This window comes from Paraburkholderia phymatum (assembly GCF_040965635.1).
GTDB lineage: Bacteria > Pseudomonadota > Gammaproteobacteria > Burkholderiales > Burkholderiaceae > Paraburkholderia > Paraburkholderia phymatum_B.
The window spans coordinates 123,428-139,673 of record NZ_JBFRCH010000004.1 but is presented as its reverse complement, the minus strand read 5'-3'; the positions used below and the strand labels follow the sequence as shown (position 1 = coordinate 139,673).

Below are 16,246 nucleotides of genomic sequence, written 5' to 3'. Positions count from 1 at the left end.
TTTCGTCCACCATGGCAGGCATGCACTGGACAGCAGGGCAACGACTTGCGCTTAGCGGTTATCCACCCGCTTGATGAACGGCTTGATGTCGACCGTGTTCCAAATTCCGGCTTGGTTGAATGGGTCGTTCTCAACGAACCGCTCGATGTCCTCGACTGAATCGGCTTCGTAAAGAAAGAAGCTCCCGATCATGGTCTGCCCGTCCGGCTTCGTCAGCGGGCCCGATATCAGCGTCTTTACCGGGGAGGTCTGCAGATATCCTTTGTGCGCGTCATAGTTCTCAAGCCGGCGCTCGACCATGTTCGGATGGTCGAGGCAGTAGACCGTGAAATGCATGATTACTCTCCCTTCTCAAAAGCAGCCAACGGGCGAAATTGGGCCGAGCCGCCGGGATTACGAGTGCCTATCGCGGAGCAACGCCAGCGAAAGCGTCCTGCAGCAATGCATGAATTGCTTCGCGTTCGATCGGTCTCGGGTTCCAGTAGGGATTGGAACTGGCAATTTCGGTAACCTTTTCTACATCGGACGAAGACATGCCGATTTCCTTGAGTCCCAGCGGCGCACCGCATTTCCTGGCAAGCTCGTAGACTCCAGTCGCAGCGTCGTCTGCCCCCAAGGCGCGAGCGATTCGCTCCATCGCACGCGGCGCTGCATGCCTGTTGTACGCAAGCGCGTGCGGCAGAACGATGGTATGGGTCTGTGCGTGCGGAAGGTTGAAGCTGCCACCGAGCGTGTGGCAAAGCTTGTGGTGCAGCGCCATCCCGACGCTGCCCAGTACCGTCCCGCAGAGCCACGCACCGTACTGGGCATCAGCCCGGGCGTCAAGGTTCTGAGGATCGGCAACGATCGCCGGTAATGCACGGGCAAGAGCTGCAATCCCATCTTCTGCCATCAGGCTCGTTATCGGATTCTCGTCTTTCGAGTAGAGGGCCTCAGCGGCATGGGCGATCGCGTTGATCCCGCTTGTAACCGATAGACCTACCGGCAGCGTCATTGTGAGGTCTGCGTCGTAGATGACGGTCTTCGGCAGCACCCGGAGATCCGTGCCCGTCTTCTTGAGACCCGCGTCGGTGATGCCGTAGATCGGAGTCATTTCGCTGCCCGCGTAAGTCGTGGGTACAGCGAGAATCGGGAGATCCGACTCCAGCGCGATGGCCTTACCAAGGCCAATGGTCGATCCGCCGCCAACTGCGACGGCACAGTCAGCCCGCAGCTCAGCAGCCATTTCCCGGGCCTTCTTCGCTAACTCCAGGGGGACATGCATAACAGCACGGTCGAAAACCGCGACTGCACGAGCGCCGAGCCGAGCAGCAACGACGTCGCCGGTCTCTTTCTGATCAGGACTACACAAGATAAGTGCGCGCTCTGAGTTAAGCTGAAGCACCTCTCGCTCGAGATGCCTCAGGCTTCCGGCCCCGAACACGACGCGTCCAGCTCGTGCCTGATAAACAAACTCACGTTTTTGCATGGAAATACTCCACTGCGGTTTCCGGATTCGACTCGCTTTCTGCGAGGTAGTCGACTTGGAACCTTGCAATCCGGATGTCGCCCAGTTCGTTGCGTACGCGGAGGTGTTCTGGATGAGAGGCATAAGCTTCTAACGCTTCACGCGAGTCGAACTCCGTGACGAGTACTGCATCGCAAGCGTAGTCAACTTTGCTGTAGTCGAGTCCGACTTCGAGGTGACGCATCCCGGGAATCAAACCTCGCAAGCCCTCAAATCTGCTCTTTACGAGAGTTGACGCCGCCTCTCGCTCCGCAACCGTCTCTCCACGGACTCGCCACATCACAATATGTCGGATCATGCGTGAACCTCCAGCGGGTTAAGCACGAAGTCGTAGTCGAGCGTGTACCATGGAGCGTCAAGGTTCCGCCCGTCAGGGGCAGTTCCCGGTTCATGACGCTTCCACTCCACGATAAGCGTTGAGCGCACGCCAAACACTACGTCGGAGTCGAGGTACTTATCGCCCTCACGAAATACGTGGGTAATCAACCGCTCGTATCCTGGCGCTTCAATCATGAAATGCAGATGCGCTGGTCGCCACGGATGCCGTCCCACTGCCTGCAGCATGCGACCGACGGGCCCGTCATGAGGGATGGGGTAGGCTTCAGCGAGGATGGATCGGAAATTGAAGTAGCCTTCTGCATCCGCTTTCAATCTGCCACGTGCGCGGTGAACGGAGTGCCCTTCATCGCCGAAATTTTGGACATCGTAGAAACCTTCCTCGTCCGACTGCCAAACATCGATCTGTGCATTTGGAATGCCCTTGCCGTTTGCGCCGCGCACTTGACCCTTCACGTAGCAAGGCGCGCCCTTCGCGCCGTTGGCTATGTCATCTCCGTTGCTGTAGAGGGGGGCACCCTCAACATAGAAGGGGCCGAACACTGTCGCTTCCGTGCAGTTGGCTGGTTTGCGGTTGTTTTGCGACATGACCAGCATGGAGAGACCGAGCGTGTCCGACAACAGAATGAATTCCTGTCGTTTGTCATCGGTGATATGACCGACCTCGGTTAGAAATTCGATAGCTTTGAACCACTCGTCCTCAGTGAGATGAACGTCGCGGGCAAAAGCGTGTAGATGCTGCGCCAGGCTCGTCATAATGGTCCGCAGTCTTGCATTTTTGCAATCCGCGAACGATGCGATAACGGCTTGGGTAATGGTGTCTTCGTTGATGTTGCGCATCGTGCATGTCTCCGGTGTGCGCTCGGGCGTCTGAACTCGAAAGGTAATGGGTCGGGGGGGGGTAATAAAATGCCTAGACGCGAAATGACATTTCCTCTAGCTGGAAAAATCTGGCCTCGGGACGCAGACGGGGGTGTCTGAGACTAGTTGACGGCGACTGTAGAGTTAGGCTCTACAATTAGGCGACTCCAAGGCTGTTTATTCGTCTCGGCCGTTGCGGCATATTGAGCCGCAAGCAGGCGGAAGAATCGCTCCGATTCTTCCAGCACGAAGCTGAGGGACACGATGGACCGCTGGACGCAATTGCAATTGTTTGTGCTGACTGCCGATCTGGGTAGTTTGTCGAAGGCGGCTGAGCAGCTCGATATGTCAAACGCTGCAGCCAGTCGTACACTGAGCTCACTGGAAGAGCGCTTGGGTGCCCGACTGATAGAGCGAACAACCAGGCGGATGTGGCTAACCGAAGCTGGGCGTGAGTACCACCGCCGATGCTCCGCTGTTATCTCTGAACTGGCGGAGGCCGATTCGATTGCTTCAGAAGAAGTGGTCAGTCCTCGTGGTCTCCTTCGGGTCACCAGTTCTGTGTCGTTCGCAATGATGCACATCGCACCGGCCCTTCCCGAGTTTCTGCGGCGCTATCCAGAGTTGTCGGTTCAGATCGTGGCGGCGAACCAGTATCAAAACTTCATTGAAGCCGGCATTGATATTGCAATACGCACGAAAGAGCATGAGTCAGATTCGGGTATCACAATTCGTCGTCTTGCAGAGACGCGGCGGGTACTTGCCGCTTCGCCGTCATATCTCGCGAGTCATGGTCGGCCCCAAAATCCGGAGAGTTTGGCCGACCACAAGATGCTGGTCTACAATCTCGCCGCGGACCCGTACCAGCTTCACTTGCGCCGCGGGGAGGATGAGCGAAAAGTGCTTATCACGAGTGCCTTAGACTCGAACGAAGGCCAAGTAATTGTGGCGGCCGGTCGGGCGGGACTCGGAATTGTCGTGCAACCTCTCTACATCATTCACGATGACATCGTCTCGGGTCGCCTCGTTCCTGTTCTCGAAGACTGGCAACTCCCGCGTCTCACGATCAATTTGGCTTATCAAAGCAGGCGGTTCCAGCCAGCCAAGATCAAGGTATTCACCGACTTCCTCGTCGAGCGCGTGAAGGCACTCAACCTTGAAGAACGTTGGATGACATTCGCCAGGTGATGGGCCATCAAGGAGAAACGCATGAAGCACCGGGGAGTCGTCTATGACGTCGGCTTGAATTTCAATGGCAATGGGCTTTCGGTGGAGCCGTTTGATCCCGCTCTCGTGAAGCACGACTTCGGTGTGATCGCCAACGTTCTGCATGCCAATGCGGTCCGCATTGAGGGGGAAGTGATCGACAGATTAGAGTCGGCCGCGCGAGTCGCAGCCGAGTACGGGCTGACGGTCTTCTTCAATCCGTGGAAAATGGGCGCGAGCGTGGAGGAAACGCTCGGCTATTTGAAGGGCGCGGCGCAGGTTGCGGAAAAGCTCATGCACCAGGGCGTGGATATCGTCTTCGTCGCCGGTTGCGAATACTCCATCTTCAGCAAGGGCGTATTCTCGGGAGAGACCTTCAACGAGCGGGTCAGTTGGTTTGCGTCACAGTACGCTGCGGGTGAAAGCATTTCCGATGGCATCCCGGCTTCGCTGCAGGAGCCGAATCAAAGGCTCAACGACATACTTGTGCAATTCGCTACCGTGATTCGGGCTGAGTTCAGCGGCGCCCTGACCTATTCGGCAGGCGTCTGGGAGGATGTGGATTGGAGCATCTTCGACTGGGTCGGCGTCGACTACTATCGGCGAGGCGAGCACGAGGTAGAGTATCTTGCCGGGCTCGACCGCTATAAGGCCCACGGTACGCCTCTCGCGGTCATGGAATTCGGGTGCTGCGCCTACGAGGGAGCGGCAGCACCAGGGGATGGGGGTTTCACAACTTTACTGGGAGTCAACCCCGATGGCAGCGGGTTCTTCAAGGACGACATCGTGCCGACCCGAAGTGAAACCGAGCAGGCCAATTACGTTGAGACGCAATTATCGTTGTTCGTCGACGCGGGAGTGGATGCCGCCTTCGTCTTTGTCTTTTCCTTTCCATGCATGCCCATCGGCGAAGGCGCCAAGGACTTGGACATGATGAGCTTCTCGCTCGTCAAGACTTATTCGGCCTCCGACACCCGCTCGAAGGCAGTGCCTCCGTGGGCACCAAAAGCTGCATATCATCGGGTTGCCGATCATTACAAAAAGCTGGCCGAAGCGGAAGGCTCTTACAATCGTAGCGATCCGCGTTGATGAACTCACGCCGCAGATCCGAGTGTCATCTCACGGACTAGCGAAAAGCACTGCAGACCCGGCTGCGCCATTTTGACCAGCAGATATGCATGAACGCAAACGCGAATGTGATCCCGGCCGATCGGCTTTGGCCGACGACTTCCTCGCCCAGCCACTACGCGAATGGCCGCTGCGGGTTTTGAACTATGCCGAATGCAGAGATGCGCGAGGCGTGGGGTCGTCGCAGTCAGGCAAGCAGGTATTCGCGCGCCAACGTGCGCGCGCGATGCAGGCGGCTTTTTGTTGCCGGGACCGATAGACCAAGTCGCGTGGCGATTTCGCCGATCGTGAGTTCTTCAAAGTCGCGAAGCAGGAGGACGTCGCGGTAGTCGGGTGGCAGCGACTCCAGTGCGTCGACGAGTTCACGGCGCAGCGAATCGGTGTCGTGCCGCTCCAGCCATCGATCGACCGCCTCTTCGTTATAAGGATCGAAGTTCAATGCCTTGCGACCGAGTCGCCTGCATTCGTGGCGTACGACTGCGAAGAGCCAGCCCGAGAATGCGGCAGCGGCGCGGACCGACCCGAACTTGCGTGCGACGATGAGCAGCACTTCCTGGACTGCATCGTCGACATCCGAAATAAAGCAATTGCGCTGTGCATAGCGGCGTATGTCTGGCTGAAAGAGGCGCAGCAGGCGCTCAAGCGCGACGGGGTCGCCCGAACGTGCCGCGTCAATTGCCGCTTGCTTTTGTTCGTCGACGGACATGTCACCGCTTCTGTTGTCTCGCGAGGCGCCGGCCCACCATTGCACAGGCGGGGCAGAACCCGACCAGACCGGAAATAGTGATACCTGCGGCTGCCAGCGCTCCGACAATTCCGGCGACTCCCTTGAGAAACGCGATCGAAAGCGCCGCGCCGACAACACCCAGAATGATACGGACAACGCGCTCCCAGCCTGGAACATTCTTGACGTAAAACATGTCTTGCTTCCTTTATCAACGTGAGAGACGACCTCTCCGGAAGCTAAGAGGCGGCGACAACGCGAACCGGTTCGCGCCCCAATTTATTTTTGTTTGCCTTATTTACGGGTGTACTCGGCTCGTTGTGAACGGCTGCCAGATCTCGAAATCCGCTTTGCCGCGCCGGTGTCATGGGAGACAGCTTCGGGTGTGCGCCGTGAAAAGGTGGCGCTTTCCAGCGGGTGCAAGCCCCGCCCGGCAACCGCTCCAGCCGGAAGCAACCGGAGCAGCTATGGAGGCAACGAAGTGGCTGAAGCCTTCGGTGATGCGTGTCACGAATTGGTGACAGCGCGAGTGTGCAGGCCGTAACGCGCGTGAACGCCGAGCAAACCTCGAAAATGTCGATGCGCAGGCCGACCCGAACACCCTATCGGGGAAGGCTGATACGACTGGATGGATGAGCGAAGCAGTGCCGCCAGTCGCTGCGCCGGGGTAGTGGCGACAGCATGTACACAAGGAAAGCGTACGCAACACGGGAAGTCCCTTGGCGTGGTCAGGGATGACCAACCGGACGCCCGTGAGGGACAGGCCGGGCGCCTTGGGATGACGGAGAGGCCCGTACTACCGCTGAAGCCGGTGTAATGCTGGTGGAGGGAAGGGGCCTCAGTTCAAGACAGACGCAATACGTAGTGAGGACGTGGAGATTGGGCAACCTATCAACTCCGATTCGTGTTCAGAAGCTGCAGATGGCGTTACACGCGAAAGCGAAGGCAGAAGCCGGGTATCGCTTCTACGCGCTGTACGACAAGATCTATCGCGAGGATGTGCTGGCGCATGCGTACGCCCAGTGCCGCTCGAACAGGGGCGCGCCGGGTGTCGATCGGCAGGACTTCGCGGAGGTCGAGGTGTATGGGGTGCAGAAGTGGCTCGGTGAACTGGCGCTTGCGCTCAGGCAGGAGACTTACCGGCCGGACCCTATCAGAAGAGTGTTTATCCCGAAGGCCAATGGCAAGCTGAGGCCACTGGGCATCTCGACCTTGCGTGATCGGGTGTGCATGACGGCAGCGATGCTGGTGCTCGAACCGATCTTCGAAGCGGACCTTCCGCCGGAGCAATACGCTTACCGTCCGGGCCGCAATGCCCAGCAGGCGGTGATCGAGGTGGAAGAGCGGCTGCACCGAGGGCAAACGGACGTCGTTGACGCGGACTTGGCGGACTACTTCGGAAGTATTCCACACGCCGAATTGATGTTGTCGCTCGCGCGACGCATCGTGGATCGGCGTGTGCTGCACCTGATCAAGATGTGGCTGGAATGCCCCGTTGAAGAAACCGATGATCAAGGACGGAAGAAACGGACGACGGAGGCCAGGGACAGCCGGCGAGGTATCCCACAGGGCTCCCCCATCTCACCACTGCTGGCGAATGTGTACATGCGTCGGTTTGTGCTGGCGTGGAAGAAGCTCGGACTTCAGCGCAGTCTTGGCAGTCGCATTGTGACGTACGCGGACGATCTCGTAATCCTGTGCAAGCGAGGCAAGGCCGCAGAGGCGTTGCTGAAACTGCGCGAGATCATGGGCAAACTGAAGCTGACCGTCAATGAGGAGAAGACACGCATTTGCAAGGTGCCGGAAGGCAAATTCGACTTCCTGGGTTACACGTTTGGGCGGCTGTATTCTGCGGTGACTGGGCAGGCCCGTATGGGCATGCGTCCGTCAAAGAAGAGTATCCGTCGCATGGTCGAAAAGATTCATGCGATGACCGCCCTCAAGACGGTATGGCAAGAGACCACGGAGCTGGTGGGCAAGTTGAACCGCACGTTGCGCGGCTGGGCGAACTACTTCAAGGTAGGAACGGACAGACCCGCGTATCGGGCGCTCGACAACTACACCGCTGCGCGGTTGCGTCGGTGGTTACGCAACAAGTACAAAGCCAGGCGAAGCAGGCGCGGGGGCTATCCACGCTCGCACCTCTATAAGCACTTCGGTCTTGTGCGCCTGACGGGGCCTTGGGTGTAACGTGCCGTGTACGAAGGCGTGATGTCTTGTCCGAGAGCCGGATGCGGGAGATCTGCATGTCCGGTTCGATGAGCGGGGTGTGGAAACGGGGCTACGGCGAGGTTACTTGGGCACCGCCAAACGAAAGGGGCGGCAACAGACAAACCGCACCTACCGCTACCGCGCCACATCTCGACTCTACCGTTCAGGGGCGGACGCATCGGGCCCGAGTCGGGCCATTTCACGCCATTCGCCGTTGCCGCGGTGTCGGCGTTCGGACGACGCATTAGAAAGCGGTCGCTCGTCAAGGTTCGATGCTCAGGGCGAACGCATATCAGCGTACTGAAACTGGCCTAGTTTGCGTTAGCCTGCAAACCGACTGTGCTCGTCCTCCGCATAAATGATCCTCGTGCCGTTACCGGCGAGCCATTTTGCGAAATCCTCCCCCAAGCCTTCGTCGGTAACGAGGTAGTCAATCCTGTCCATCGCACCGAACGCCGCAAACTCACGTTTCCCGAACTTCTTGGAGTCAGCGAGAAGGTAGACCGTCTTCGCGGCATCAATCATCGCCCGCTTAACGTGCAGGTCGATGAAGTCCGGGTAGGAAATGCCTGACTCTTTCGAGACACCCCCGGCAGCCAGGAACAGTTTGTCGACGAACATCCCCTCGAAAAAGGTCGACGCCTTTTCTCCCGAAACCGCAATTGTCTCCGGCTTGAACTCGCCACCCGTCAGCATGATCCGGTTGGTCGGCTCCGCGCCTAGCATGATGGCGATGTTCAGCGCATTGGTCACGATCCGCAGGTTTTGTCGGTCAAGCAGGTTCTTTGCAAGTTCAGTCGTCGTTGCGCCGCAATCAAGGATGATGGAATCGCCATTGTTGATGAGCGTCGCAGCCATCCGGCCGATCAGCGCTTTCTCGGGACTCGTCGGCAGGATGTTGGCCCGATCGACAACGGACCGGCCCGCACCGGCCTGTGAAGTGACGAGGCGGACGTTCCCGTGAACACGTTCGACGTGTCCATGCTTTTGTAGCTCATCAATGTCTTTTCGAATGGTTGGCATGGAAACGCCAAACTCGGTGGAAAGCTCCGAAAGCTTTACCAGTTTGGCTGCCTGCACTCTTTCGAAAATCTTTTCCGTTCTCGTCCGTTGGTCCATTTGCTTATCCCGCGAAGCCCCTGTGCGGCTTCGCCACCTCAGCCGATATTGTGCCCTAAACCGCCGCGTTATGGTCCGTCTAGGTGTTTCCCCTTTTTCTGTTGATTTCTCTTTGACTTTCGAACGAAAGTAACAGAAACTCAGTCTCAAGCAAACAGGAAGTTCGGGAGCTGGGAATGGAAAACCCCTACAAGCAGTCCGGTGACGCGCTCCATCGGCGGGCGCAGGAAATCCGTAAAAAGATTTGTGTGATGAATTCTGCTGCGAAGAGCGGCCATACGGGCGGTGACATGTCAGAGGCCGACGTACTCGCGGCACTTTACTTCCATGTGCTCCGCTACGAGGTGCAAGCTGACCGGACGGTCAAATGGCACGATGAATTCATCCTGAGCAAAGGGCACGGCGTGGGCGGACTCTACTCCTGCTTTGCTGAACTCGGCTGGCTTGCTGACGATGAACTGCTCACCTACCTGAAAGACGATTCGCGCCTGCCGGGCCACCCGGTGCGGCAGAAGCTGCCGTCATTCGTGACCGTCAACACGGGCGGTCTGGGTCATGGCTTTCCGATCGCGGCGGGTCTCGCGATGGCTAAGCAGCGTCATCCCGGCAACACGGGCGGCTCAACTGGCCGGGTCTTCGTACTCACGGGCGACGGCGAGCTCGAAGAGGGCTCGAACTGGGAGGCTGCCATGGCTGCGGCACATTTCGAACTGGCGAATCTGGTCGTGATCGTGGATCGCAACCGCCTGCAACTGGCGGACTTCACCCACAACATCATGGACATGGATCCGCTCGACGAGAAATTCCGGGCTTTCGGATTCGAAGTTCACGACGTCAATGGAAACCAGGCGGACGCAATTTGGAAACTAATCGAAAGTCTGGACTACGAGAACGGAAAACCCAAAGTCGTCATCGCTCACACGATCAAGGGTCGGGGCGTGTCGTTCATGGAGAACGTACCCGCATGGCACCACAAGTTCCCGGACGAGAAGCAACTGCAACAGGCATTGGAGGAACTGGATCATGCGTGAGTACGCCGATTTGCGAGACGGTGCGGTCAGCGCGCTTGGACGGTTGACGGCTGAAGGCCGGGACATTCTTGTGATGGTCGCGGACTCGACATCCACCTCCAAAATCAACCCGTTCCTCGAGACCTATCCTGAACGGGTCATCAACGTGGGCATCGCCGAGCAGAACATGGTCGGCATGGCTGCCGGACTGGCGTTGGGCGGCCACATCGTCTTCACGGCCAATGCCGCGCCGTTCCTCGTCGCCCGCGCCAATGAGCAGGTCAAGAATGACGTCTGCTACAGCGCGACGAACGTGAAGATGCTCGGTCTGAATGCCGGGGTGGCCTATGGTCCGCTCGCGTCGACGCACCACGCGATCGACGACATTTCGATCATGAGCGGGTTCGGGAACGTCCAGATTCTCGCGCCATGCGACGAGGTCGAAGTCGTGCAGATGATCGAATACGCTGCGGCCGTTGAGGGGCCGGTGTACATCCGGCTCGACAACGCGAAGTTTCCCATCGTGCACGACGCGGATTACCGGTTCCAGCCTGGCCGTCCGGACGTGCTGATCGAAGGCAGCCGCGTCGCCGTGATTGCGTTGGGTTCCGTGGTCGGCGAAGCGCTAGAAGCGTGTGAGGCCGTGAAGGCACAGCACAACATCAGCCCGACGCTCGTCAACCTCTCTTCGATCCGACCGCTCGAGCAGGACGCCTTCGCGAAGATCATTGCGGCTCATGACTCTGTGGTTACTGTCGAAGAACACTCGCTTCACGGCGGGATCGGTGCGATCACCGCGGTCCTGATGGCACGACGCCAGTTCGCGAAACCGCTCACCATGCTCGGTATCACGGAAGGCGAGTTCGCAAAGTACGGCACACGCAAAGGAATCCGGCGTCACTACTGCATTGACGCAGCAGGCATTGCCGAAGCGATCCGCGCACAATGCGCGCACTGAACGTACAGCAAAGATTTCAAGGAGACACGGGAATGGCAATTCAGTATGACATGTCGCTGCGTCATGGCGTCGACTTTGACTTCCGGCTCGACGGCAAGGTCGCCGTCGTGACGGGTGGCCTGGGCGGTATCGCGATGGCGACGAATGCAGCGCTTATCGCAAAGGGTGCCCGCGTCGCGATTTTCTATCCCAGCTTCGAAGAGCCGCGCGTGAAGGCTGCAATCGAAGAACTCGGGACGGCAAATGCCGCAGCGTTTCCGTGTGACGTCGCCAGTGAGGCCGATGTCGAGAAGGCGATGAAAGCAGCGCTTGAACACTTCGGTGATCTGCATCTCCTCGTCAATGCAGCCGGCTGCATCACGCTTACGCCCGCTGAAGAGATCAGCGTGGACGAGTGGGAAAAGCAGATCGGCGTGAATCTCACGGGCCCGTTCCTGTGCTCGAAGCATTTCGCACGGCACGTTCTTTCGAGCGGCCACGGCGGCAAGGTGGTCAACATCGCTTCTCAAGCCGCGACCGTGGCGATCGACAGGCATTGCGCGTACACGTCGGCAAAGGCAGGGCTGATCGGCATGACCAAGGTGCTTGCAAAAGAGTGGGCATTGCGAGGGATTACGGTTAATACCGTTTCGCCTACCGTCGTGCTCACCCCGATGGGTGCAGCAGCGTGGGAAGGCGAAAAGGGCGAAGCGATGAAGAAGCAGATCCCTGTCGGACGTTTTGCGTACACGGATGAAATCGCCGCGGCAATCCTGTTTCTGCTCTCGAACGGAGCGGACATGATCACCGGCGCCGACATCATGATCGATGGGGGTTACACGATCTGTTGATCACACTTTGTGAGCGCAGCTGGACGAGGCTGCGACACGTTGATAAAGAGACCAACCTGGAGACAAAAATGCTGAAGAAATTCGCACTTGCTGCTGCCGTCGCTGCTTCGTTCGCAGCAGTACATTCCATCGATGCGATGGCCGCTTCGAAGGGAACCATCGCAATCCTGGTCAACGCACTGGATAACCCATACTACGCTGCAGAAGCCAAGGGCGCCGAGACTGAAGCCAAGAAGCTCGGTTATGACACGATCGTGCTGTCGCACGGCGAGGATGTGAACAAGCAGAATGAACTCGTTAACCTCGTGATCGGCAAGGGCGTCAAGGGCATCGTTCTCGACAATGCGGATTCGAACAGCAGCGTCGCGACCGTTCGCACCGCCCAGGAAAAGAAAGTGCCTGTCGTCCTGATCAACCGCGAGATCCCGAAAGATGGTATCGCGATCGCGCAACTGAGCCACAACAACCTGCAGGCCGGAACCGAAGTCGCGCAAAAGTTCGTCGAAGCGATCGGCGAGAAGGGCGAATACGTCGAGCTGACCTGCAACCAGGCCGACAAGAATTGCGTGACGCGATCGCAGGCGTTCCACCAGGTGCTCGATCAATACCCGGATCTGAAGATGGTTGCCCGCCAGGACGCCAAGGGTGCGCTGCTGCCTGGCAAGCAGGCAATGGATTCGATCCTGCAGGAACACCCGAACATCAAGGGCGTCATTTGCGGTAACGGTCCTGTTGCGCTCGGCGCAATCGCATCGCTCGAATCGGCCGGCAAGAAGAACGTTGTCGTGATGGGTATCGACGGCAGTAACGATGAGCGCGATTCGCTCCTTCAGGGCAAGCTGAAAGCCAGCGTCATGCTGCAGGCGCAGGGAATCGCGATCCACGGTGTCGAGCTGCTCGACAAGTACATCGCGACTGGCAAGACCGGCGAACCGGAGCGTCAACTCACGCGCGGCATCCTGATCACAAAGGACAACGCCTCGCACGTTAAAGACTTCTATTACACCAAGTAATCGCACCAGGTGTTAATGCGGGTGCAGTGACCCTGCACCTGTAGAAGTCTTGTCAAGAGAGGTTGTCATGGTTTCTTCCCTATCTGCAGCCCGGCTGGCGCTGGTCGTTCTCGGCGTCGTTTCAGTTGCCGGGTGTCACGTTGTGACGGATACCGAACTGGCCCAGATTCGCAGTCAGGGGCAGCATCAAGGCCCTGATCCAGAAAAGATCCTGAACGAACAACTGATCCCGTATGCGGACAAGAATGCCAAGCCGGCCGCTCAGGTGATCGGCGCTGCCGGTCAGAACTTCGATAGCGCCTGCAAGGAGTACGGTTTCCGTCAAAGCACGGCTTTCCCGTGCAACTTCTGGATTCGCGTGCAGGGCAAGGTCGTCAAGGTGGACGATTCATCGCGCGTTGGAAAGGCATATGTGGATGTGACGCCTTCGTCCGGTGGCGATCCGGTACACATCGCGCTCGAGACTGGTCCAGTCGTCATCGGTACCGGCGTTCGCGACGGTTTTCCTGGTGTCAAGTACAGCGACTTTGATGATCAGACGCGCTTCGCCGTATTTGGGCAGGATCTGAACAAGCTGGTCGTCGCGCGAGCGCAAAAATCGCTCAAGCTCAAGGTTGGTGACACGGTCGATGTGGCCGCAGTCTTCAGCAGCTGGAGCGAGCCGACGGGTGAAATCCGCGCAATTCCGGTGGCCTGGAAATGAACGACTCTCGAACCATGAATCCCGTCAACGTCATCGAGACGCGCGGATTGTCCAAGGTTTATCCTGGCACCGCAGCGCTGGTCGACGTGGACTACAAGGTGCGACGGGGCAAGGTCAACGTGCTGATCGGTGAGAACGGCGCCGGCAAATCGACGTTGATGAAACTGCTCGCCGGCGCGGAAGTCCCGACGTCGGGAGAAATCTGGGTCGACGAGAAGATTGCGCAGATTTCTGACGTGCGTAGCGCCGAGAAGCACGGCGTCGGCATCATCTTCCAGGAACTGAATCTGTTTCCGGACATGACGGTTGCCGAAAACATCTTCGCTGGGAACGAGTTAACGAGTTCCGGTGTGATCCGCAGCAAGGACGAAAACCACCAGGCGAAAATACTGCTTAATCGTCTGCAGATTCCGATCGAACCTCGCACGCGACTGGGCGATCTGTACGTCGGGCAACAACAGCTGGTTGAAATCGCAAAGGCGCTCTCCAAGCACATCAAGGTGCTGATCATGGATGAGCCGACTTCTGCGCTCTCGAAGACGGAAGTCGAGATCCTGTTCAAGATCATCGCACAACTCAAGGAAGAGGGCGTCACGGTCATCTATATCTCCCACCGTCTTGAAGAGATTATGGCGATTGGAGACTGCATTACCGTGCTGCGAAACGGTCGCCTCGTTGCAGAAGACGATATTGCAAATATCGACATTCCATGGATCATCGAAGCGATGGTCGGCTCGTCGAAAAAGCGCTTCGCATTCGAGCAGCACACAATCGGCGAAGAGGTCCTGAAGGTGAAGGATCTTGCTCTGAAGCGCTCGAATGGTATCTACGCGGTTGACCACGTTTCGTTTTCCGTCAAGGCCGGTGAGGTCATCGGTATCTACGGTCTGATGGGGGCTGGTCGTACCGAACTGCTTGAATCATTGCTCGGCGCGCAACCGCTCGCTCTTGGTGAAATCGAGCTTGCCGGCAAGGCAATCGAAGATCTTCCGATCCCAAAGCGAATTGAGGCTGGCATCGCGCTCGTGCCCGAAGACAGGCAGAAGCAGGGGATGGTGCAACTGATGTCGATCCTCGAAAACATGACATTGTCGAGCCTGTCTAAGTTCACCCGGCGTCTCGCTTTCGGTTCGCTTCGACGTGACAAGCAGCTCGAGGCATCGACCGATATCGTCAAGCGCCTCGCGATCAAGGCGGCTTCCGTCGACGCACCGATTACATCTCTGTCGGGCGGGAACATGCAGAAGGTGGTGATCGGGAAGGCACTGCTGACGTCCCCGAAGGTATTGCTGATGGACGAGCCGACGCGAGGTATCGACGTCGGAGCGAAAGAAGATGTCTACAAGACCATCAGCCTGCTCGCGCAGTCGGGTATCGCAGTCGTATATGCGACCTCGGAACTGGACGAAGCAATGGCTGTTTCCAATCGGGTCTTCGTGATGGCCAGCGGGAAGTTGACGGCAATCATGGAACGTTCACAGTTTGACAGCGAACGCATCGTGCGCGCGTCTACACCCGCAACAGCCGTAGTGTGAAGCAATTTGAGGCAGAAACCATGAACACTCCGAACAGCAGCAATCCTCCGATTCAACCGGTCCACAGCAAGCACAACCGGCAGTCTGCCTACATGGCTTCGCGCGTTGCGGTCAACCTGCTCAAGTTGCGGATCTTCATCGCGCTCTTTGCGATCATCATCGTGTTTTCGCTTGCGACGGAAAACTTCCTGTCGACCAGCAACATGTTGATCATGGCGAAACACGTCACGATCGTCGCCATTCTGTCGATCGGGATGACGCTGGTTATTCTGACGGGAGGCATCGACCTCTCGGTTGGCTCCATAGTCGGGATCAGCGGTATGGCTGCAGGGTATCTTCTGCTCGAAGGCGTCAAGGTCGGCCACCACATCGTGTTTTTCAACCCGTGGGGAGTGACGCTGATTGCGTGCGCCTTGGGCGCGATCATCGGTGCAGTGAACGGCTATCTGATCACGGCACTCAATGTCGCGCCATTTATCGCAACCCTTGGCATGTTGTATGTCGTGCGCGGCGCGGCACTGCTCGTCAACAATGGCAGCACGTATGCCGATCTCGGCGGTAATCCCGCTCTGGGCAACACAGGCTTCGAATTCCTTGGAAACGGCACCATTCTGGGCCTGTCGATGCCCGTCTGGATCATGGTGATCCTTGCCGCTATCACTATCTTTGTCGCAAAGCGCACGCCGCTTGGCCGCCGCATCTATGCGATCGGCGGCAATGAGCAGGCCGCTCGCTTCTCCGGCATTCGTACAAACCGCGTGAAGCTGTTCGTGTACATGTTCTCGGGGTTTTGTGCGGCGATCGTCGGACTCGTTATCACTGCCCAGTTGCAAACGGCGCACCCGTTGACGGGCCAGACGTTCGAGTTGAACGCGATTGCCGCGGTCGTGTTGGGCGGTACGGCATTGATGGGGGGCCGCGGTACGGTCTTCGGTTCGGTCGTTGGCGCCTGCGTGATCAGTATTCTTGGCGATGGCATGGTGATGTGCGGCATCAGCGATTTCTGGCAGATGGTCATCAAGGGCCTCGTCATCATCTTCGCCGTCGTCATCGACCAGTTGCAACAGCGCCTGCAGAGTCGCATGGTTTCGCTCACCGCCTGAGT

At 58.0% G+C, this 16,246-nt stretch carries 17 protein-coding genes; 10 read left to right on the top strand and 7 right to left on the bottom strand.

Annotated features, from left to right (window positions below; all coding sequences use genetic code 11):
• Positions 1–51: 51 nt before the first annotated feature.
• The 4 genes from AB4Y32_RS10110 to AB4Y32_RS10095 form a co-directional block, all read right to left on the bottom strand.
• Positions 52–336 (bottom strand): YciI family protein, encoded by a 285-nt coding sequence (locus AB4Y32_RS10110; RefSeq protein ID WP_368721206.1) that lies wholly within the window; start codon positions 334–336, stop codon positions 52–54.
• Positions 337–403: 67 nt separating this feature from the next.
• Positions 404–1,468, bottom strand: coding sequence for a maleylacetate reductase (locus tag AB4Y32_RS10105; RefSeq protein ID WP_368721205.1), 1,065 nt, complete (start codon positions 1,466–1,468; stop codon positions 404–406).
• Complete coding sequence (locus AB4Y32_RS10100) at positions 1,455–1,805, bottom strand: Dabb family protein (RefSeq protein ID WP_368721204.1); 351 nt, start codon at positions 1,803–1,805, stop codon at positions 1,455–1,457. The genes AB4Y32_RS10105 and AB4Y32_RS10100 overlap by 14 nt, the downstream gene beginning before the upstream one ends.
• Positions 1,802–2,683 carry an intradiol ring-cleavage dioxygenase gene (locus AB4Y32_RS10095; protein ID WP_368721203.1) on the bottom strand — a complete coding sequence of 294 codons (882 nt, stop codon included), beginning with the start codon at positions 2,681–2,683 and terminating at the stop codon, positions 1,802–1,804. The genes AB4Y32_RS10100 and AB4Y32_RS10095 overlap by 4 nt, the downstream gene beginning before the upstream one ends.
• Before the next feature lie 285 nt (positions 2,684–2,968).
• On the opposite strand from AB4Y32_RS10095, the gene AB4Y32_RS10090 reads away from it, so the two are divergent.
• Together AB4Y32_RS10090 and AB4Y32_RS10085 are read left to right on the top strand one after the other, a co-directional pair.
• Entirely contained in the window at positions 2,969–3,892 is a 924-nt protein-coding gene (locus AB4Y32_RS10090; protein ID WP_368721202.1) for a LysR family transcriptional regulator, read from the top strand.
• A gap of 21 nt (positions 3,893–3,913) precedes the next feature.
• Positions 3,914–4,999, top strand: a complete 1,086-nt coding sequence (locus tag AB4Y32_RS10085) for a hypothetical protein (protein WP_368721201.1) — start codon at positions 3,914–3,916, stop codon at positions 4,997–4,999.
• A 226-nt stretch (positions 5,000–5,225) separates the two neighbouring features.
• Here the strand turns inward: AB4Y32_RS10085 and AB4Y32_RS10080 are convergent, their stop codons facing one another.
• Positions 5,226–5,744: an RNA polymerase sigma factor gene (locus AB4Y32_RS10080; protein WP_368721200.1), complete on the bottom strand. Its 519-nt coding sequence runs from the start codon at positions 5,742–5,744 to the stop codon at positions 5,226–5,228.
• Position 5,745: 1 nt separating this feature from the next.
• Positions 5,746–5,958, bottom strand: a complete 213-nt coding sequence (locus tag AB4Y32_RS10075; RefSeq protein ID WP_368721199.1) for a DUF2892 domain-containing protein — start codon at positions 5,956–5,958, stop codon at positions 5,746–5,748.
• Positions 5,959–6,578: 620 nt separating this feature from the next.
• Between AB4Y32_RS10075 and ltrA the strand changes: the two genes are divergently transcribed.
• On the top strand, positions 6,579–7,952 hold the full coding sequence (gene ltrA, locus AB4Y32_RS10070; protein WP_368721198.1) for a group II intron reverse transcriptase/maturase: 1,374 nt from the start codon (positions 6,579–6,581) through the stop codon (positions 7,950–7,952).
• Positions 7,953–8,294: 342 nt separating this feature from the next.
• Here the strand turns inward: ltrA and AB4Y32_RS10065 are convergent, their stop codons facing one another.
• Entirely contained in the window at positions 8,295–9,092 is a 798-nt protein-coding gene (locus AB4Y32_RS10065; RefSeq protein ID WP_368721197.1) for a DeoR/GlpR family DNA-binding transcription regulator, read from the bottom strand.
• Positions 9,093–9,268: 176 nt separating this feature from the next.
• On the opposite strand from AB4Y32_RS10065, the gene AB4Y32_RS10060 reads away from it, so the two are divergent.
• From AB4Y32_RS10060 to AB4Y32_RS10030, 7 genes are all read left to right on the top strand, one after another.
• Complete coding sequence (locus AB4Y32_RS10060; protein WP_368721196.1) at positions 9,269–10,123, top strand: transketolase; 855 nt, start codon at positions 9,269–9,271, stop codon at positions 10,121–10,123.
• Entirely contained in the window at positions 10,116–11,060 is a 945-nt protein-coding gene (locus tag AB4Y32_RS10055; RefSeq protein WP_368721195.1) for a transketolase family protein, read from the top strand. Before AB4Y32_RS10060 ends, AB4Y32_RS10055 begins: the two co-directional genes overlap by 8 nt.
• A 32-nt stretch (positions 11,061–11,092) precedes the next feature.
• The gene (locus AB4Y32_RS10050; protein WP_368721194.1) at positions 11,093–11,890 is read left to right on the top strand and encodes a GolD/DthD family dehydrogenase; all 798 of its coding nucleotides are present in this window, start codon (positions 11,093–11,095) and stop codon (positions 11,888–11,890) included.
• Between the two features lie 68 nt (positions 11,891–11,958).
• Positions 11,959–12,903, top strand: coding sequence for a D-ribose ABC transporter substrate-binding protein (locus AB4Y32_RS10045; RefSeq protein ID WP_368721193.1), 945 nt, complete (start codon positions 11,959–11,961; stop codon positions 12,901–12,903).
• Positions 12,904–12,970: 67 nt separating this feature from the next.
• Complete coding sequence (locus AB4Y32_RS10040) at positions 12,971–13,606, top strand: DUF2291 family protein (protein ID WP_368721192.1); 636 nt, start codon at positions 12,971–12,973, stop codon at positions 13,604–13,606.
• Positions 13,607–13,620: 14 nt separating this feature from the next.
• Positions 13,621–15,141, top strand: a complete 1,521-nt coding sequence (locus AB4Y32_RS10035; protein WP_368721191.1) for a sugar ABC transporter ATP-binding protein — start codon at positions 13,621–13,623, stop codon at positions 15,139–15,141.
• Positions 15,138–16,244: an ABC transporter permease gene (locus AB4Y32_RS10030; RefSeq protein WP_368721190.1), complete on the top strand. Its 1,107-nt coding sequence runs from the start codon at positions 15,138–15,140 to the stop codon at positions 16,242–16,244. Before AB4Y32_RS10035 ends, AB4Y32_RS10030 begins: the two co-directional genes overlap by 4 nt.
• The last annotated feature ends 2 nt before the right edge of the window (positions 16,245–16,246 follow it).